An 18,364-nucleotide genomic window follows, 5' to 3' on the forward strand; every position below is an offset into this window, starting at 1 on the left:
CTTATTATGCTAATTACATCACAAGTGATCTCAGATTCTGGCATTCAGTTTGGAACAAGTGGGGCTCGGGGGCTCGTTGAGCAATTCACGCCAGAAGTGTGCGCTGCTTTTAGTCATGCGTTTATTGGTAGTCTTGAAGGTACTTATAGCTTTCAAAGAGTCGCTGTTGCTATTGATAATCGTCCAAGCAGCTTGGCAATGGCACAGGCAACTGTTTCAGCTATCAGAACCATGGGGTATGAAGCTATCTACTATGGGGTTCTTCCTACTCCTGCGTTAGCATACTCTGCAATGCAAGATAATATCCCTTGTATCATGATCACCGGAAGTCATATTCCGTTTGACCGCAATGGAATTAAATTCTATCGACCTGATGGTGAAATTACAAAAGCCAATGAACAAGTGATTCTGAACGCGAAAGTCGAATTTGAACCACCGACTTTGGAGAAGTTACAAGTCTCGTCTAGAGCTCAAACACAGTATATCAAGCGCTATACAAAACTGTTCGCTTCTAGTTTCCTGAACGGAAAACGCATTGGTATCTACGAGCACTCTAGTGCAGGGCGTGATTTATATTCAATCTTGTTTCAGGAGTTAGGTGCGGAGGTTATTTCTCTTGAACGTACGGATGAATTTATCCCAATTGATACCGAAGCTGTAGCAGAAGTCGATAAAGAGAAAGCGCGTCAATGGTCCCAACAGTACAATCTAGACTTTATCTTCTCTACGGATGGTGATGGCGACAGACCGCTAGTCGCTGATGAAAATGGAGAATGGTTAAGGGGGGATATCTTAGGATTACTCTGCGCGGAAGCTATGAATATCGAAGCGTTAGCGCTACCAGTAAGCTGTAATACTGTAATTGATTCCTCCGAGTCATTTAAAAAAGTTACTCGAACTAAAATTGGTTCCCCGTATGTAATTGAAGCGTTCTCAAAACTTTCAGAAGTTTACAAAGCAATTGCAGGCTTTGAAGCGAACGGGGGATTCTTGCTTGGGAGTGATATAAAGATAAATGATCAAGTTTTAAAGGCTCTACCTACGCGTGATGCTGTCCTTCCTGCACTTATGCTACTTTGGGCCGCTCAGGAGGGTGAAATATCCTCATTGCTTGGTGAGCTTGAACCTCGTTTTACGAGTAGTGATCGCATTCAAAAGTTTGCGACAGATAGGAGTAAAGCTATTCTTGCCAGAGCTGCTGGACAAGAAGAAAACTTGATTCATGCTCTGGGGTTTAAGGATTTGACGGTTCTTAACGTAGATACAACAGACGGCCTTCGTATGACATTAAGTTCGAATGATATCCTTCACCTTCGTCCTTCTGGTAACGCACCTGAACTTCGTTGTTATGCAGAGTCATCAACTGTAGAAGAGGCACAACAGATTGTAAGACAAGTGTTAAATGCCATTCAAAACCTTGATATGGATAAGTGGTAACGTTTAATGGCGATATTTAAGCTTAAAAATCGTATACAGAATTATGCTTGGGGTAGTAAAACATCCATGGCTGATCTGTTTGGTTTTGACAATGTAGATGATCAGCCACAAGCTGAGCTTTGGATGGGGGCTCATCCAAACGGCTGCTCTGAGCTTGAACCGTTAGGTGAATTGCTTTCGGACTATATTAGCAAAAACGCACATGAAGTTTTGGGGAGGCATACAGCACAGCGATATGGTCAGCTTCCCTTTTTATTTAAGGTGCTTGCTGCACACACACCACTGTCGATACAAGTACACCCAAATAAAGCGAATTCTGAGCGCGGCTTTGAATTAGAAACTAAGAAAGGTGTTGAACTTGATGCGAGCAATCGAAACTATAAAGACCCCAATCATAAGCCCGAGTTGGTATATGCAATAACTAAATACAAAGCAATGAATGGTTTTAGGCCAATTCGACATATTATTTCGTTATTTGATGAGGTTGCTCTTCCTTCTCTTGAATTTGAGCTTGAGGCTCTTAAAACGGAACCAAGTAAAGATGGGCTAAAGCGCTTTTTTACTACTCTTATGGTGTTATCAGGTGCAGAAAAATTAGCAATTCTGAATGAGTTTAAAGAGGTTTTTGAACGCTCAAATATGTCTGTAATGCTTCAGCAGGCGATTGGCTATAGTCAAAGTTTTGTAGAATATTATAGTGATGATATTGGTATATTGGCGCCATTAATTTTAAATATTGTAGAGCTTGAGCCTGGTGAAGCAATGTTTCTTCACGCTGAAACACCTCATGCATACGTGAAAGGCACCGCGCTTGAGATTATGGCAAGTTCAGATAATGTTCTTCGTGCGGGCTTAACGCCTAAACATATTGATGTTGATGAACTTGTTTCAAATACCTCTTTCGAATCTATCCCATTAGAGCAGTTGAAGCTTACCCCAATATCTGCTGAAGGGCGCTTGAGATTTCCAGTGCCGGTGGATGACTTCGCTTTTGATGTTCTTAATGTGGGGAACCCCGTTAGAGAGTTGCATACTCGCAGTGCTGAAATCTTGTTCTGTATTGAAGGTGAAGTGAAGATATGTTCTCGAGATGTTAACCTGAGTATGAAAGCAGGTGAAAGTGTATTTATTCCTTGTAGTGTTTCATCTTATTGGTTAGCGGGAGAAGGGAAGCTTGCTCGAGCTTACAACTAACAGTAATTCGTCTTTAGTTACTTTTGCTTTTTGAGCACCAATCATATCTTGCAGACAATTATTAATTATATGCAGACTACATTCTTTTCGTGAGAGTGTAGGAAGTAAAAGCCGCCATTAAGGCGGTTTTTACTTTATCTTATATGCTTTAGTTATGGTTATTTGCTGTCATGGGTATAGAGAACTTACTGGTCATATTGGCCCGTATCCTTAACTTAACAAAGGTAGGCTAAGTTAGTTGATTTACTATTTACCAGAGTTAGCTTTATGTAACTTAACCCTTAAAAAAGCGGTTATTTTCCAAATATTACTCAAAAGAAACAGATAGATGAGAAAGCAACTTAGAAATGTATAAAGCATTATATACTCTGGTATGCCTATCATTTCGGCATAAATACCTATACCTGCAAATAAGACAGCTATACTGCAGATTACGACCAAAGTTTGAGTAGAGCTAAACCCCAAACGTTGGAAAATGTGGTGTAAATGCTCACGGTCCGGTTTGAATGGTGAGTCGCCACGTCGAATACGGCGGATCATAATTGCAGCCATATCCATTAATGGTATGGCAATTAACCATAGGGCAGTGACTGGGCGTAGCGGGGGCCTTGTACCATTTTGACTCGAGAGCAATAACAACCAGATAACGGTAAAGCCGATGAGCATACTTCCGGCATCTCCCATGAAAACCTTTCTTTTTCGGCCAAAAGCACCTAGGTTGAGAAGAATGTACGGTACTATTATTACTACGAGTACTAAACATATATACGCTAAATTATATTGCCCATCATAATTCAGCATAATCCCTAAGCCGCCGAAAGTGACTACAGATAACCCACCTAAAAGCCCGTCTATACCATCAACCATATTAAATGCGTTGATTGCTCCTACAACTGCAAGCACCGTAACTAGATAGCCAAACCAGCCCAATGTTACGACATCTCCAGAACCAAAAATGTCCCCAATAGTATTGAGTTCAATGCCGCCAACAACCATCATCGCAACAGATAGTGCTGCTTGAACAGCAAAGCGCAGCTTGAAGCTTAAATCAAACTTGTCGTCTAGAGCGCCTACCCCCACAAGAAGTAAGATGCATGCTGCATAAAGACCACTATTGGGTAAGATGTCCGGGTTGTTAAGCAAAAAGTAAAGTGTTGATATGCATATTGATATTCCACCAACTAATGGCACTGCTCCTTTATGAAGCTTACGTATATTAGGTTTGTCAACTAAGCCGACTTTCTTAGCAACCTTACGCATTAGAAAAATAGTCGCGAGAGAAAAGAAAAACAAAAAAGAGAGGTCAAGAAATGAAATGAGCACGACTAAGCCTAATAATGGATGTTAGGGAGATTTTAGTGTATTTGAGCTCAATATTAAAGAGGAGGCTATGGTCTCCGTGATCTCTTCGTGTAAATGATTAGTAAATCTAAGTTTACCTTGTTTAAAGGCACTTTACAGGAGGTGCGACTCAATGAGTTTTGTTTGCTCGTATAAAAGGGTAATGTCCGGAGTTTCTTTAGAGTTGGACGTTTTTCTTGAACCCTTTTTCATACCTGGTTGTAATTCTGTTAGATGTATTTTGAGACGGTAAGTCGGAGCCTATAATCAATATTCAGGTTCATAAGATCACTTTCATAAAGTTTACAACTCAGACAATACTAAAAGTATATGATGTGATAGTATTTTTCGTTATCGATTTTAGATGTTTTGAGAGATTTACAGTGAAACCGAAGACCCAATCACAATCATTTCCCACCAAAAGTTCAATGATGCATACAGACCACAATGAACTTGATTTTCGAGAGCTTTTTAAGGTTTTGTGGGACGGTAAGTTAGTAGTTGTCTTGATTACAGCTTTATTCAGTATTGCTAGTATTTGCTTTGCATTATTAGCTCAGGAGTGGTGGTCTTCAAGTGCTAAAATCACAAAAGCTCAGCCTCAAAATATAGCTGCTTATCAGCAGCAAGTTAGACAGTTTCAACCTGTTTTCAATGTTTACCAAGAAGATGGTACTGTTTTAGTTAGCAAAGAGCTTGATAGTGTGGGAGACTCCAAAGTTCTCTTTCAGCGTTTTATTAACACTTTTAACTCAGCTAACAATAAACGAGTGTTTTTAGATAAAAGCCCATACTTTCAAGCGCTTAAAGGCAGGCAGGCTGCTAATAGTGCTGATTTGTCGGAAGTTGCAGAGCGTACTTTATACTCGGATTGGTTTAAAAGAATTACGGCGTCTTTGGAAAATATAGAAAATCATAATTCGCCATATTTTGTGCGTTTTCAATCTACAACAAGACAAGGTAGTTTTGATTTACTCACCGCTTACATCGCTTTTACGGAGTCTCAAATTCATCAAGACGCGTTTAACAACTTGGAGGCTATGGTGAGCGGTAAGCGAAATGAGTTGATTCAACAAAAAAGGATTCTGGAAACCCAAGCAAAAAATCAATTGTCGGTTGAAACAGAGCGAACCAAATATGCAATGAGCATAGCTCGCGCGGCCGGTGTCGATAAACCTATCCCAGTAGGTAATGAAAATGAGCTATTTGGTATAGAGCTAGGTTCAAAAGGGTTAGAAGCGAAGATCAAAGCGCTAGAGTCAGTAAAAAATTTGAATGTTATCGAACCCCGCTTACTACAAATAAATGCAAAATTGGACATGCTCAACAATCTTGAAATTGACCGTAGTGTTGAGTTTCAAACATTTCGTTTCTTAGATAATGTTCAACAACCAATTTCTCGAGATAAACCTAAACGTGCACTTATTGTGATTATTTTCACATTATTTGGTGGGTTGGTCGGTGCGGCAATTGTATTGATACGATTTGCGCTCAGAAAAGAAGATTAGCACCCTATGTGGCTAGTGCCACACATAGCCTCTAAGGCTATTTTTATGTGATGCTATTTCATAAATGATGCTTTATAAGGTATTGCTTATGATTTATCCATTTACTTGATTGTGGTTATTATCTATCATGCTCAATCAGTTGTTTAAGCTGAGCAACTGTTTGAGGGTGTGAAAATCATCTTCTACATATAAACGTTTATATTAATGGAAATCATTATGAAAAAGATGGCTCTAGCAGCTGCATTAGCAGTTAGCTTCTCAGGTGCTGCATTTGCAGCTGAAACTACAGCGGCAGCGGGTACTGGTTCAGGTACTGGTACAGCAGCAGGCGCTGGTGCATCGGCAGCAGCAGCTGGCACAGCAACAACAGTTGCAGTAGCGACAGCAGCAGTAGCAGCAGCAGCAGCTGTAGCGGTTGCTTCTAACGAAAGCGGTGCAACAACTACAACAACTACTCGATAATTTTTGAGTAATACATGTTTTAGTTAATGTATGTTTAAAACCATTTTATGTGAAAGCATAAAGTGGTTTTTTTATATCTAATTGATTAATTTTCCATATTGGACAGCAGCAATAAGATTGCTAGGAAGCAGAATTCGCCATGCTTAAACCTCTAATCATATCTCTTGGTCTTTTTCTTGCTGGTTGTTCTCAGCAGTTTCAAGACGTTAATTCTACTTTTGATGAAGCCTTTTTTGGAAGCTCCGATGTTGAGCTATCTAAGGAATATATTCAAACTTTACCGTACTCCAGCATTTACGCGGAAGTGAATGACCAAGGTAAAATCTTCATGGTTTTGGCCTACGTCGGTGAAAATCCGCAAACGGGCGCAGAACAGTTAAAGTGGATGTCTTCTGATAAAGCGATGATCGTCACTGAAAATGGACGTATCGTACAAACGCTATTGCTTCCTTATGAAAACCTTTCTGGTTTGGCATTCCAACCGCTAGGAGCATTCTCTTCTGCAAATAACTCGTCAGCAGACTCTTCTTCTGCATTTGATGTGTCCGCTAACCCCGGAGCCCAAAAGTGGCAAGCGGTTTACGACTGGCAACCCAACTATCGATTTGGCTATAAAGCAAATATCACCCGAACGTATGCGGGAAATGAAACGGTCGAAACACCGTTAGCGTCTATCGATACTAATAAGTTCCAAGAAAAGATTAATTTCCCTATGTTAGAGCAAGATATCACCAACGAGTATTGGGTCGACAGCAAAGGCAAAGTGGTCAAAACCATACAGTATTTAGGCCCTGATATGACAAGGCTTGAGTTAACCGTCCTTAAGCATTATCAAAGCAATTAACGAACAGGGTAATGAACTAAAATGATGAATTATATTAGTCACGCATCAAAAATGACGGGGCGTCGGTTGCCAGTAGTGAGAGCTCTGTTAATGATGAGCGCTTTGTTTGCTTTGAGCTACGCTTCTGCGGCATCTAACGTTGTTACGCCTTCGATTAAAACAACAATCGAACTTCCTCTTCAGGGTGTCACGCTTGAGTATAAAGCTAATGTTCGACTGCTACAGGTATTAGACGACGCGAATGCTAGCGGCAGTATTGGTTACTTCCCCCTTTCAGCTCAACTGTTTGATAAAACCAATACTGAAGCTAACGAATCTAACAAAGATATCGAAGCAAAAAAGCGTAATGTATTTAACCAACTTGACGCTTTCGCGGTAGAAGAACCAGAAGCAAAACTGGTAAAGCAACAATTAGCTTCTTTCCAATATCTTAATCGAGTTTTTATTGAATTAGACCGTAATGCGGTTATCTCACAATCAGATAAGAACCCGTTACTTGTTTCAAGCTTTAATACTAACAAGTCGTCGACCAGCCAAACTCAAGCCTTTTCTCTGTACTTACCAAAACGACCAACGTCAATTCAGTTGATGGGTGTAATGAAAGAGTCGGTAACAATGAATCTGATTGAGCATGGAACGTTGAATGATTATCTCGATGCATTACCGAACGGTTTTGTCGGTGAATCAGCAGATAAAAGCGTGGCTTATGTTGTCCAGCCAGATGGCGTCGTGCAAACCATTCAATACGCTTACTGGAACGAACAGCCGGTGTACTTAGCACCAGGTGCTATCGTATTTATGGCGTTCTACTCTCTGCCATCGGAATACTCAACGTTGAACCAAGATATTGTCGATTTGCTACGTCATAAGGTTGGCTTGTAATGCTGAAACAGAAATCATTCCCTCTATCGGCAGTGTGCACATCGGTTACCTGCGCCTTGTTAATGGCTAACAGCGTGCCGACGAGAGCAGAAACAGCCATTGATTCCTCTTCGATCAGAGCGGAGAAATCATCATTCGACGATACAGAATACAGAACATCGCAAATGAACTTTGGTGGTGTTGGCCTAATGCAAATGCCAACAGGCCGAATGGCACCAGAAGGTGAGTTCAACTTCAGTGCTTCGTTTAACAATGAGTACTACTTTTATAACGTCAGCCTACAGGTGATGCCTTGGCTTGAAACTACTATTCGTTATACGCAAGTTCAAGATCTGCTTTATAGCGGAGGCGCGAACCAAGACTGCTCTCAGAACTCATTCAGTGGCTGTACCAAATACACAGATAAAGGTATCGACTTTAAACTGCGCTTAATCGAAGAAGGGTACTACTTACCGGAAGTGTCGGTAGGCGTACGTGACTTCGGTGGTACCGGTTTATTTGATGGCGAATTTGTCGCGGCCACCAAGCGTTTTGGCCCTGTTGATTTTACCTTGGGCATGGCTTGGGGATACATGGGTACCAGTGGCAACTTCACTAATCCATTGTGTAAAGCCAGTGACAAGTATTGTGAACGCCCGTCTGATTTTAAAGGCAATGGCGGCAGTGTCGATTTTGAACGTTGGTTTAAAGGCGATGCGGCGATTTATGGTGGCTTTGAATACCAAACCCCTTATAAGCCGTTAACCTTGAAGCTTGAATACGATGGCAATGATTACTCTCAAGACTTCCCAGTAGTGCGTGGTGGTGTCGACATGACACAACACACGCCATGGAACGTGGGTGCGGTGTACCGTTTCACTGATTGGGGTTCAGCGAAAGTGAGCTATGAACGAGGTGATACTTTAACTCTTGGTTTTGATCTCTCTACCAATTTCAATGAAATGTATTCTGTGTGGCGAGATACTGAAACAGCAGAATTGCGCCCAAGTGATGTTGAGACGGTTGATGATATTGATATGGCTGCCCTTGCGGGAGAGCTCGAAACGATCGCTGGTTATGAACAAGCGCAAATCTTGGTAGACGATAACAGTATTGTGGTAAAGGGCACTCAGGTTAAATACCGAGACAAAGATATCGCCCTTGAACGCGGTGCGACAGTGATTGCCAACGCGGTGCCGAGTTACATCGATACCTACAAAATCATTGAAAACGATAAGTCATTGGAACTCACCGAGACAACGGTAGATGCTCAAGTGTTCAAAGCGGCGGCTAACAACAGTTATCTCAATGCTCAAACCAGTGATGCAACAAACACTCATGAATTAGAGCGCAAGAAATCCGTTATTTATCATGATGGGCGCGAACGATTCGATGTGTCGGTTTCACCAAATCTAGCTCAATCATTCGGCTCGGCTGAAAACTTCTACCTATACAGTTTAGGTTTATACACCAACGCTTCGTTCTGGGCGTTAAACAATGTCGAACTGTCGGGTTCTCTTTACGTTAACTTGGTCGATAACTACGACAAGTTTAATTACGAAATTCCATCAGACGGTACCGACCAAACGCCAAGAGTAAGAACCTTGTTCCGCTCTTATGTTGATGACCCGGTTCGCTTAGACCGTTTACAACTGACGTGGTTTGAAGACTATGGCAGCGGTGTCTACACCCAAGCTTACGGTGGTTACCTAGAGAGCATGTTCGCGGGTGTGGGTGGCGAAATCCTTTATCGTCCATTCAACAAAAACTGGGCGATTGGCGCAGATATGACGGCAATAAGCCAACGAGATCCAGAAAGTTGGTTCGGCACGTTTGATCAAGAGATCCAAGTCAACCCAGATGACAGCAGCCGAACATACAAGGTGATTGATAAAGGTACGACTGGTTTTATTACGGGTTACTACACACCACAATGGGACTTCTTGAGCGATACCTTGCTTAAAGTAGGAGTGGGTAAATTCCTTGCGGGTGATATCGGTACTCGTGTCGACTTCTCTAAGCAGTTCAAGAGTGGCGTTATTGCCGGCGCGTTTGTCAGCCTAACCGACATGACAACCGAAGAATACGGTGAGGGCAGCTACACCAAAGGCTTCTACGTATCGATTCCGTTTGATCTCGTCACCGTAAAACCAAGCTCAAGCCGTGCAGGTTTCACCTGGTTACCGATCACCCGTGATGGCGGCCAAGTACTGAATAAGCAGTACAATTTGTTCGATCAAACCGATGCGCGCTCACCTTGGTTCCAAAGACCAAGTAGCGTTAAGTAGCTTAAAAGCAGATGCGGGTAAAGAGTAAGCGGAATACGAAGAGCGGGGAAGAGCAGATACGAGATACGAGATGCGAGTAATCGTGTATCGAAGAGCGAGAAAAGATAGATTTGGGTGACGAGTAAGCGGGATGAGAAGATCAGGGAAAAAGCAGTCTTGAATAATTGAGGATAGCTTTTGGTTCTCCCCCTTGAACGCCGTTCGTTTGTGAGCGGTGATGTTCATCAAAGGGGGGAGTTAGAGGGGGATGTTTATCTATGTGTTAGTGTTACCAACCCCTCCCAGCCTCCCCTTATGTTAGTATTTTCTGCCAAACAACAGCTGTGATAAAGGGGAGGAGCGAAAAGCCTCCCATCATGCTTTACCTGCTCTTCGTTTACTCGTATCTCGCTACTCTCATCTGCTCTTTAGCTTTTCGCATCTCGTTTACCCGCATCTCGCATCTGCTCTTATCTACATTTAAAACCATTCAACTAGGTTGATAATAACCACAATTTGTGGATAATGCTTACGGATTAAACTAACCGTATGCAAGCGCATTTTATTGCTACGTTTTAGACAAAATACGCCTATTCAAATTCCATATTGATAGGGGCAGATTAACTACGCAGTGTGATGTCGCGGAATATCAAGGGGCGGTAGCGTTCCTATCTTTGATGTTAAGATGGAAGCGAGGTCACGGTAATGGCTTCCCTTAACTCTCTTAAATACTGCGTAGCTGATAAAATTGTTTGTTCTAACTTCTTTGGGTGTCCTTTGGGATATCACAACAAATTCCGTTTCTATGACTTGGTTAACATGAAGATTAATAAAAATCGTCTCCTTTTAGCGCTCCTTCCTGTATTGCTTGCAGGGTGTACTACTCCAGGAACTCACCTTTCTACTGGCAACAAGAATGTGATTCAGCCTTCAGAGGAACAGCAAGAATCTGATATCTCTGATGTGGTTAACCTTTACCCACTGACAGCGCAATCAGTATCGAGTTACCGAAACGAATCTTTATCGGTTTCCCAAGCTAACCCGACGCTAGATGTTGATATTGCAAAGTATGAATATCAAGTCGGTGTCGGTGACATCTTAAACATCACCATTTGGGATCACCCTGAACTGACCATTCCGGCGGGCTCTTACCGTAGTAGTACTGAAGCGGGTAACTGGGTTCATGCAGACGGCACCATCTTCTACCCGTACATTGGTACAGTAGAAGTGGCGGGAAAAACCGTTCGTGAAGTGCGTGCTGATATTGCCGGTCGCTTAGCTAAGTACATCGAAAGCCCTCAAGTTGATGTTAACGTCGCCGCTTTCCGCTCTAAGAAAACTTATATTACAGGTGAGGTGTCAAACCCTGGCCAGCAAGCCATCACCAATATCCCATTAACGTTACTGGATGCAGTAAACCGTTCTGGCGGCCTTTCAGAAGATGCTGATTGGCGTAATGTGTCATTAACTCGCAATGGTGTAGAAGAAAATCTCTCTCTTTACGGCTTAATGCAACGTGGTGATCTAACTCAAAACCGCTTATTACAAGCCGGCGATATTGTTCACGTACCTCGTAACGACAACCAAAAAGTGTTCGTGATGGGCGAAGTGAATGACCCACAACTACTCAAGATCGATAGAGTGGGGATGAGCCTAACCGAAGCGCTCAGCAACGTTGGTGGTATCAACCAACTGACTGCAGATGCAACGGGCGTGTTTGTGATTCGAACTTCTGATGATAAATCTGAACGTATGGCGGATATCTACCAACTGAATATGGAAGACGCCTCAGCCCTAGTCATTGGCACCGAGTTTGATTTAAAACCTTATGATATTGTTTACGTTACCGCCGCGCCAATCAGTCGTTGGAACCGTGTTATTGGTCAGCTTGTACCAACCATTTCGGGCTTCAACGACCTAACCGAAGGTATGTTACGCGTTCGTAATTGGTAATAAGAGCAGATTGATAATCAGGTTGCATGTTGTGTGTAGCCTGATTTTTTATATTTAAAATCAAATCCTGTTTATAAACACGTTCGGTTTATAAATACATTCAGATTGTGAATGACTAACGTTATAAGTGAATTATGTTTAATAAAATTTTAGTCGTATGCGTGGGCAACATTTGTCGTTCCCCGACTGGAGAGCGAGTTTTACAAAACTTGCTGCCTAATAAAGAGGTGGCTTCTGCTGGCATCGCTGCTGAAAAAAGCCGTTTAATTGGTAAGCCAGCAGACGACACGGCGATTCTAGTTGCCGCTGAAAACGGGGTCGATGTTGAAAATCATCAGTCTCAGCAAGTTACACCGCAGCTTTGTGCTCAGTATGATTTGATCTTGGTGATGGAGAAGGGGCATATGGAGGCGCTCACTCAAATATCACCGGAAGCGCGTGGTAAAACCATGTTGTTTGGTCAGTGGATTGGCCAAAAAGACATTCCAGATCCGTATCGTCAAAGCCGCGAAGCATTTGAACATGCTTATCAGCTGATTGACGAAGCCGCAAAAGCTTGGGCAAAAAAGCTGTAATTAACCTTTAGCCAAGCTATCTAGTTAAGCTTTAGATACGCTTGGTTAAGCTATGATGCATAGCTATTAATAGAATCATATAAAAGAGAAGCATATAAACCGTATTTAACTTCTCTTCAAAATACTAGTTTAGGAAGTAGCAACCAGATGACAACACAACCATCTCAGCAATCACACACAGATAATTCTGATGAGATAGATTTAGGGAAACTGCTTGGCATCTTATTAGATGCTAAATGGCTAATCATGCTCACCACATTTGCTTTTGCTGTGTTTGGTATTGCGTTTGCTCTGCTTTCAACGCCGATATACAAAGCCGATGCTCTGATCCAAATTGAAGAGAAGAGCTCTGGTGGTATTTCATCGATGGTCGGTGATATGGGCGAATTGTTCTCTCAGGAATCCTCTGCGACGACAGAAGTGGAGATCATCAAATCGCGTATGATCTTGGGCGAAACCGTTGATAAATTCAATTTAACCACCGTAACCTCTCCAAACTATGCGCCAATTGTAGGTAAAGGGTTCGCGCGCTTAACCGGCGACATTAACCACATTGTGGTGAGCCGTTTTACCTTGCCAAGCTATGCGAGCGATTACGGGCACACTATTCAGATCGTCGATGCCGAACAAGGCACCTACCAACTGGTTCGTGACGATGAGCGCGTTATCTTAACAGGCAAAGTGGGTGTACTAGCAACCTCTGATGACTACAGCTTGTTTGTAGCAGGTTTTGAATCGCATAACGGTTTTGAATTCTCGATTGGTCAACGCAGCCGACTAGAAGCTATCGAATGGTTAAAGTCTTCTTTGTCTCTTTCTGAGCAAGGTAAGCAAACTGGCATTCTGAAGCTGAGCTTTGAAGGCGAGAACAAACAGCAGATTTCTGAAATCCTAAACCACATTAGCCAGATCTACTTCTTACAGAACGTGAAGCGTAATTCAGCAGAAGCAGAGAAGAGCCTACAGTTCTTAGAGAGCCACCTTCCTGGTATTAAATCTGAGTTAACTGGCTATGAAGACACACTAAACAATTACCGTCAAAAGAACGAATCGATAGATTTGGGTTTAGAAGCACAATCAACCTTGAAGGTAATGGTTGAGCTTGAAGCGCAATTAAATGAACTAACGTTCAAAGAGAGCGAAATCAGCCAACGCTTCACTAAAGATCACCCTGCATACAAAGCCCTGCTTGATAAACGTAAAACGCTATTAAGTGAGAAAGAGCGCCTAAACAAGCAAGTACAAAAACTACCAAAAACACAACGTGAAGTACTACGTATGACACGTGATGTTGAAGTAAACCAACAAATCTACATTCAGCTTTTAAACAAGGTTCAAGAGCTAAGCATCATCAAAGCTGGTACCGTCGGTAACGTTCGCATCTTAGATGACGCGCAAGCCTATGCTCGCGCCGTTAAACCGAAGAAGCCGCTGATTGTTGTGTTAGCGACACTATTAGGCGGCATGCTAAGCGTCGCGTTTGTATTAGTGAAAGCGGCGTTCCACCGTGGCGTTGAAAGCCCAGACCAAATTGAACAAATCGGCCTGCCGGTTTACGCAGCCGTACCAAAATCTGATTTACAAATTGAACTGACTAACCGCTTTAAATCGAAGAAAGTACAAACAAAAGGCGTTCAAGCACTGCTTGCAGAATCGAACCCTGCGGATCTTTCAGTTGAAGCACTGCGTGGCCTGCGAACCAGTTTGCATTTCGCAATGTTAGAAGCGAAAAACAACGTCTTGATGATCTCTGGCCCTGCACCGGGCATTGGTAAATCCTTTATCTCGACCAACTTTGCCGCAGTAGCCGCAAAAACAGGCCAAAAGGTACTGTTGATTGATGCGGATATGCGTAAAGGTTACCTCCAACAAAGCTTTGGTGTGAATTGGGATAACGGCCTTTCTGATGTATTGAGCAGCAAGCAAGAGTTCGCTCAGTCCATTAAAACCACACCAGTAGAAAATCTAGATATTCTTACGCGCGGCCAAGTGCCACCTAACCCATCTGAGCTTCTGATGCACCCGCGCTTTGCCAAGCTCATGGAGTGGGCATCAAAAGAGTATGATTTAGTGATTGTCGATACCCCACCAGTACTCGCGGTAACCGACCCAAGTATTGTCGGCGCCTTCGCAGGTACCACACTAATGGTGGCTCGTTACGGCCAAAACACCATTAAAGAGATCGATGTTGCTCGTAACCGTTTCGAACAATCAGGTATCGAAGTGAAAGGCGTTATCTTCAACGCTATCGAGAAGAAAGCATCAAGCTCATATGGCTACGGCTACTATAACTACGCATATTCGAGTGATAAAAAGTAAAAAGCAGTAACTAGATACGAGTAATCGGGTAAACGAAGAGCTTAAGAGAGAAGAGTAGATACGGAATGCGAGTGGCGAGATACGAAAAGCGCCGCTCTTTGTATCCCGCTACTCGCATTTGCTTTTAAGCTCTTCGAGTCCCGTTTACTCGTCACCCGTATCTACTTTTTATAACCCCACCCGTTGAATACAATCCAATCGCCGCTAACACCGGATAACCAAACGCTTCACTGAGCATTTCTCCTAACAGTTTCCAATCGTAGCCCAATACAGCTCAGAAGGCATGGTGAATAATAACCAAAGCTTCGTTTCACTTGATAAACGCTTTGTGCGAAGCCTGTCTAAATAGGGCAAATTTCAAACTGGTCAATATGCACTTACTTTGCTAGAATGCGCAGCAAATTAAAACCGTATGAAAACCGCATAAAGCGAACAAATTGTGATTATTGCCTGTGGGAGCCAAACCTAAGGGCGGTAGCGTACCTAAATGCGAATGACTAGCAACCCCAAAGGGCTTTGAGCCGTAAAAAGAATGTTTTGCGGCCTATTGGGGCTAGTTTGGTAAGATATTTTAAATCAAGTAATTACAATGGGATAGTTGGATTGGGCTGTCTCGTTTTGAATGAAAAGTGCCTCAGGCGGTGAAAATGTTTGAGGGTAATTAGCGTAATAATGTTAAAAATTATTATATGCTCACAAGTAGTGAGTTTAAGTTTAGTGGAAGTAGTATGTTAAATAATAAAACCGTATTAATCACTGGCGGAACCGGTTCGTTTGGTAAGCAGTTCATCAAGACCATCCTAGAACGTTACCAGAGCGTAAAGAAAATCATCATTTATTCTCGTGATGAACTGAAGCAGTTTGAGATTAAGCAACAGTATCCAGCAAAAGACTTCCCTCAACTGCGCTTCTTCATTGGTGATGTTCGTGATCGTAACCGTATGATTCAAGCGTGTGAAGATGTTGATGTTATTATCCACGCAGCTGCGATCAAACAAGTAGACACTGCTGAGTACAACCCGACTGAATGTATTCGCACCAATATTGATGGCGCAGAGAATGTGATTAGTGCGGCTCTTGCGTGTGGTGTGAAAGACGTTGTTGCTCTCTCGACCGATAAAGCATGTGCACCAATTAACTTATATGGTGCTACAAAACTCGCTTCAGATAAGCTTTTTGCCGCTGCGAACAATATTAAAGGATCTAAAGACATTCGTTTCAGTGTCGTACGTTACGGTAATGTTATGGGCTCTCGTGGTTCGGTTATTCCATTCTTTATGCAGAAAAAAGAAGAAGGTGTACTGCCAATTACACATGAAGAGATGACGCGTTTTAATATTTCTCTTCAAGATGGTGTGAATATGGTCATGTATGCACTTGAAAACCATTTGGGTGGTGAGATCTTTATTCCTAAGATCCCTTCATACAAAATTCTAGATATTGCTGAAGCTGTTGCGCCAGGCATGACAACCAAGGTTGTTGGTATTCGCCCAGGTGAAAAACTTCATGAAGAAATGATTACTGATACTGATTCTCTTAATACAATTGATTTAGGTCGTTATTACGCGATCCTTCCTTCTGTCTCTTTTACATACACAGAAGATGAGTACATGAGTCATCATAAGGCTGAGAAAGTGCCTTTTGGTTTTAAATACAACTCAGGTACCAATACTGAGTGGGAAACGATTGAAGGTCTACGTGGCCTAATCAAAGAGCATGTTGATCCTAAATTTACAGTGTGAGTAGAACAGTGATTCCATACGGTAAGCAAGATATCAGTCAGCAAGACATTGATAGTGTGGTTGATGTCCTTAAATCTGATTTTCTAACTCAGGGACCACAAGTTCCTGCGTTTGAAAAAGCGTTAACAGAACATACTGGTGCTCAGTATGCGTTAGCAGTGAATAGTGCAACCTCCGCTCTGCATATCGCTTGCTTGGCTTTAGGTTTGGGTGAAGGTGACTGGTTGTGGACAACGCCTGTTACTTTTGTCGCATCTGCAAACTGTGGTCTTTATTGCGGGGCCAAAGTGGACTTCGTTGATATTGATTCAGCAACTTATAACATGTGCCCTAAAAAGCTAGAGCAAAAGCTTATCGCAGCTAAAGCTAATGGAAAGCTACCAAAAGTTGTTGTTCCTGTTCATTTGTGTGGTCAGCCTTGTGATATGGAATCTATTGCTAAATTAGCGAAAGAGTACGGCTTTAAAGTCATTGAAGATGCGTCTCATGCTATTGGTGGTAAATATCAGGACAAACCAGTTGGTAACGGTGAATATTCTGATATTACTGTTTTCAGTTTTCACCCAGTGAAAATTGTGACAACAGCGGAAGGTGGGGCGGCGTTAACCAATCAGAAAGAACTGGCTGATAAAATGGCTCTATTACGTAGTCATGGCATCACTCGTGACTCTGAAATGATGACGGAAGCTTCTCATGGTGGTTGGTACTACCAACAGGTTGATTTAGGTTTCAACTACCGCATGACAGAACTTCAAGCGGCATTGGGTGTCACGCAAATGCAGCGTCTTGATGAATTTGTTGCAGCGCGGCATGTGTTGTCTAAGCGTTATAATCAAATGTTATCTGAATTACCTTTAGTACTTCCTTACCAACTCGAAAACACGTACTCAGGTCTACATTTATTCGTAATTCGTTTGAAGTTGGATGAGATATCATTAACTCATAAACAAGTTTTTGATGCACTGCGTGAAAATGGTATCGGTGTTAATTTGCATTACATTCCTGTTCATACTCAGCCATATTACCAAGCTATGGGCTTTACTGAAGGGGATTTCCCTGAGTCAGAACGCTATTATCAGGAAGCAATCTCACTGCCAATGTTCCACGGTATGACGGAAGAACAACAAAATACCGTTGTTCGTGTAGTAACCGAAACTTTGACAGGTAAATAATGAACGTTGCTATTATTCCTGCTCGTGGTGGCAGCAAGCGTATTCCTCGTAAAAATATAAAGCACTTTCATGGCAAGCCTATGATCGCTTACTCAATCGAAGCAGCACTTGCTTCGGATTGTTTTGATAAGGTTATTGTCTCTACTGATGATGCTGAGATAGCTGAGGTAGGGAAAAAATATGGTGCTGAAGTACCATTTTTACGGCCTTCAAATATCTCAGGTGATTATGCTACCACCATGGATGTAATGCACCATGCAATAACTTGGTGCGATATTAATGGCTGGGATATTGGTGATGTTTGTTGTTTGTACGCTACCGCCCCGTTTGTTTTACCTGAAGATCTTCAGAAAGGCTATGAGCTACTTAGGGGTACTAGTGTGCAATTTACATTTAGTGCTACGTCGTTTCCGTTTCCGATTCAGCGTGCAATTAAGCTTGATGAGCAAGGTTCTGTTTCGATGTTTTCTCCTGAAAACGAACAAGTAAGATCACAAGACTTGGAAGAAGCGTATCACGATGCTGGCCAATTTTATTGGGGTCGTAAAGATGCTTTCTTGAATAAATTATCGGTGTTTTCTAGCCACTCTAAGGCTGTGCTCTTACCGAGAAAACGCGTTCAAGATATTGATAACCAAGAAGACTGGGAACTGGCTGAATCTCTTTTCTCAGCATTGAGGTTAGGATAA

At 42.3% G+C, this 18,364-nt stretch carries 14 protein-coding genes; 13 read left to right on the forward strand and 1 reads right to left on the reverse strand.

Annotation, left to right across the window (positions count from 1 at the left end; translation table 11 throughout):
* The first annotated feature begins 6 nt into the window (after nucleotides 1–6).
* Nucleotides 7–1,437 (forward strand): phosphomannomutase, encoded by a 1,431-nt coding sequence (locus FLM53_RS08915; protein ID WP_176680748.1) that lies wholly within the window; start codon nucleotides 7–9, stop codon nucleotides 1,435–1,437.
* Between the two features lie 6 nt (nucleotides 1,438–1,443).
* Nucleotides 1,444–2,631 carry a mannose-6-phosphate isomerase, class I gene (manA, locus tag FLM53_RS08920; protein ID WP_176680749.1) on the forward strand — a complete coding sequence of 396 codons (1,188 nt, stop codon included), beginning with the start codon at nucleotides 1,444–1,446 and terminating at the stop codon, nucleotides 2,629–2,631.
* Between the two features lie 246 nt (nucleotides 2,632–2,877).
* Here manA and wecA read toward each other — a convergent pair whose 3' ends face one another.
* Nucleotides 2,878–3,954 carry a UDP-N-acetylglucosamine--undecaprenyl-phosphate N-acetylglucosaminephosphotransferase gene (gene wecA, locus FLM53_RS08925; RefSeq protein WP_176680750.1) on the reverse strand — a complete coding sequence of 359 codons (1,077 nt, stop codon included), beginning with the start codon at nucleotides 3,952–3,954 and terminating at the stop codon, nucleotides 2,878–2,880.
* A 401-nt stretch (nucleotides 3,955–4,355) separates the two neighbouring features.
* Between wecA and FLM53_RS08930 the strand changes: the two genes are divergently transcribed.
* The 11 genes from FLM53_RS08930 (at nucleotide 4,356) to pseF (ending at nucleotide 18,364) form a co-directional block, all read left to right on the forward strand.
* On the forward strand, nucleotides 4,356–5,480 hold the full coding sequence (locus FLM53_RS08930) for an LPS O-antigen chain length determinant protein WzzB (RefSeq protein ID WP_176680751.1): 1,125 nt from the start codon (nucleotides 4,356–4,358) through the stop codon (nucleotides 5,478–5,480).
* 216 nt (nucleotides 5,481–5,696) lie between these two features.
* Nucleotides 5,697–5,942, forward strand: a complete 246-nt coding sequence (locus FLM53_RS08935; protein ID WP_016784037.1) for a hypothetical protein — start codon at nucleotides 5,697–5,699, stop codon at nucleotides 5,940–5,942.
* 139 nt (nucleotides 5,943–6,081) lie between these two features.
* Complete coding sequence (locus tag FLM53_RS08940) at nucleotides 6,082–6,786, forward strand: YjbF family lipoprotein (RefSeq protein ID WP_176680752.1); 705 nt, start codon at nucleotides 6,082–6,084, stop codon at nucleotides 6,784–6,786.
* Between the two features lie 21 nt (nucleotides 6,787–6,807).
* Nucleotides 6,808–7,668, forward strand: coding sequence for a capsule biosynthesis GfcC family protein (locus tag FLM53_RS08945; protein WP_176680753.1), 861 nt, complete (start codon nucleotides 6,808–6,810; stop codon nucleotides 7,666–7,668).
* Entirely contained in the window at nucleotides 7,668–9,935 is a 2,268-nt protein-coding gene (locus tag FLM53_RS08950) for a YjbH domain-containing protein (RefSeq protein WP_176680754.1), read from the forward strand. Before FLM53_RS08945 ends, FLM53_RS08950 begins: the two co-directional genes overlap by 1 nt.
* Before the next feature lie 798 nt (nucleotides 9,936–10,733).
* A complete protein-coding gene (locus tag FLM53_RS08955) occupies nucleotides 10,734–11,867 on the forward strand; it encodes a polysaccharide export protein (RefSeq protein ID WP_176680755.1) in 1,134 nt (377 codons plus the stop codon).
* Nucleotides 11,868–12,001: 134 nt separating this feature from the next.
* Nucleotides 12,002–12,442: a low molecular weight protein-tyrosine-phosphatase gene (locus FLM53_RS08960; protein ID WP_176680756.1), complete on the forward strand. Its 441-nt coding sequence runs from the start codon at nucleotides 12,002–12,004 to the stop codon at nucleotides 12,440–12,442.
* A 147-nt stretch (nucleotides 12,443–12,589) separates the two neighbouring features.
* Nucleotides 12,590–14,761 (forward strand): polysaccharide biosynthesis tyrosine autokinase, encoded by a 2,172-nt coding sequence (locus tag FLM53_RS08965; protein WP_176680757.1) that lies wholly within the window; start codon nucleotides 12,590–12,592, stop codon nucleotides 14,759–14,761.
* Nucleotides 14,762–15,489: 728 nt separating this feature from the next.
* Nucleotides 15,490–16,503, forward strand: a complete 1,014-nt coding sequence (pseB, locus tag FLM53_RS08970) for a UDP-N-acetylglucosamine 4,6-dehydratase (inverting) (protein ID WP_176680758.1) — start codon at nucleotides 15,490–15,492, stop codon at nucleotides 16,501–16,503.
* Entirely contained in the window at nucleotides 16,500–17,675 is a 1,176-nt protein-coding gene (pseC, locus tag FLM53_RS08975) for a UDP-4-amino-4,6-dideoxy-N-acetyl-beta-L-altrosamine transaminase (RefSeq protein WP_176680725.1), read from the forward strand. Before pseB ends, pseC begins: the two co-directional genes overlap by 4 nt.
* Nucleotides 17,675–18,364, forward strand: a complete 690-nt coding sequence (pseF, locus tag FLM53_RS08980) for a pseudaminic acid cytidylyltransferase (protein WP_176680726.1) — start codon at nucleotides 17,675–17,677, stop codon at nucleotides 18,362–18,364. The genes pseC and pseF overlap by 1 nt, the downstream gene beginning before the upstream one ends.

This window comes from Vibrio sp. Scap24 (assembly GCF_013394185.1).
Taxonomy (GTDB): Bacteria; Pseudomonadota; Gammaproteobacteria; order Enterobacterales; family Vibrionaceae; genus Vibrio; species Vibrio pomeroyi.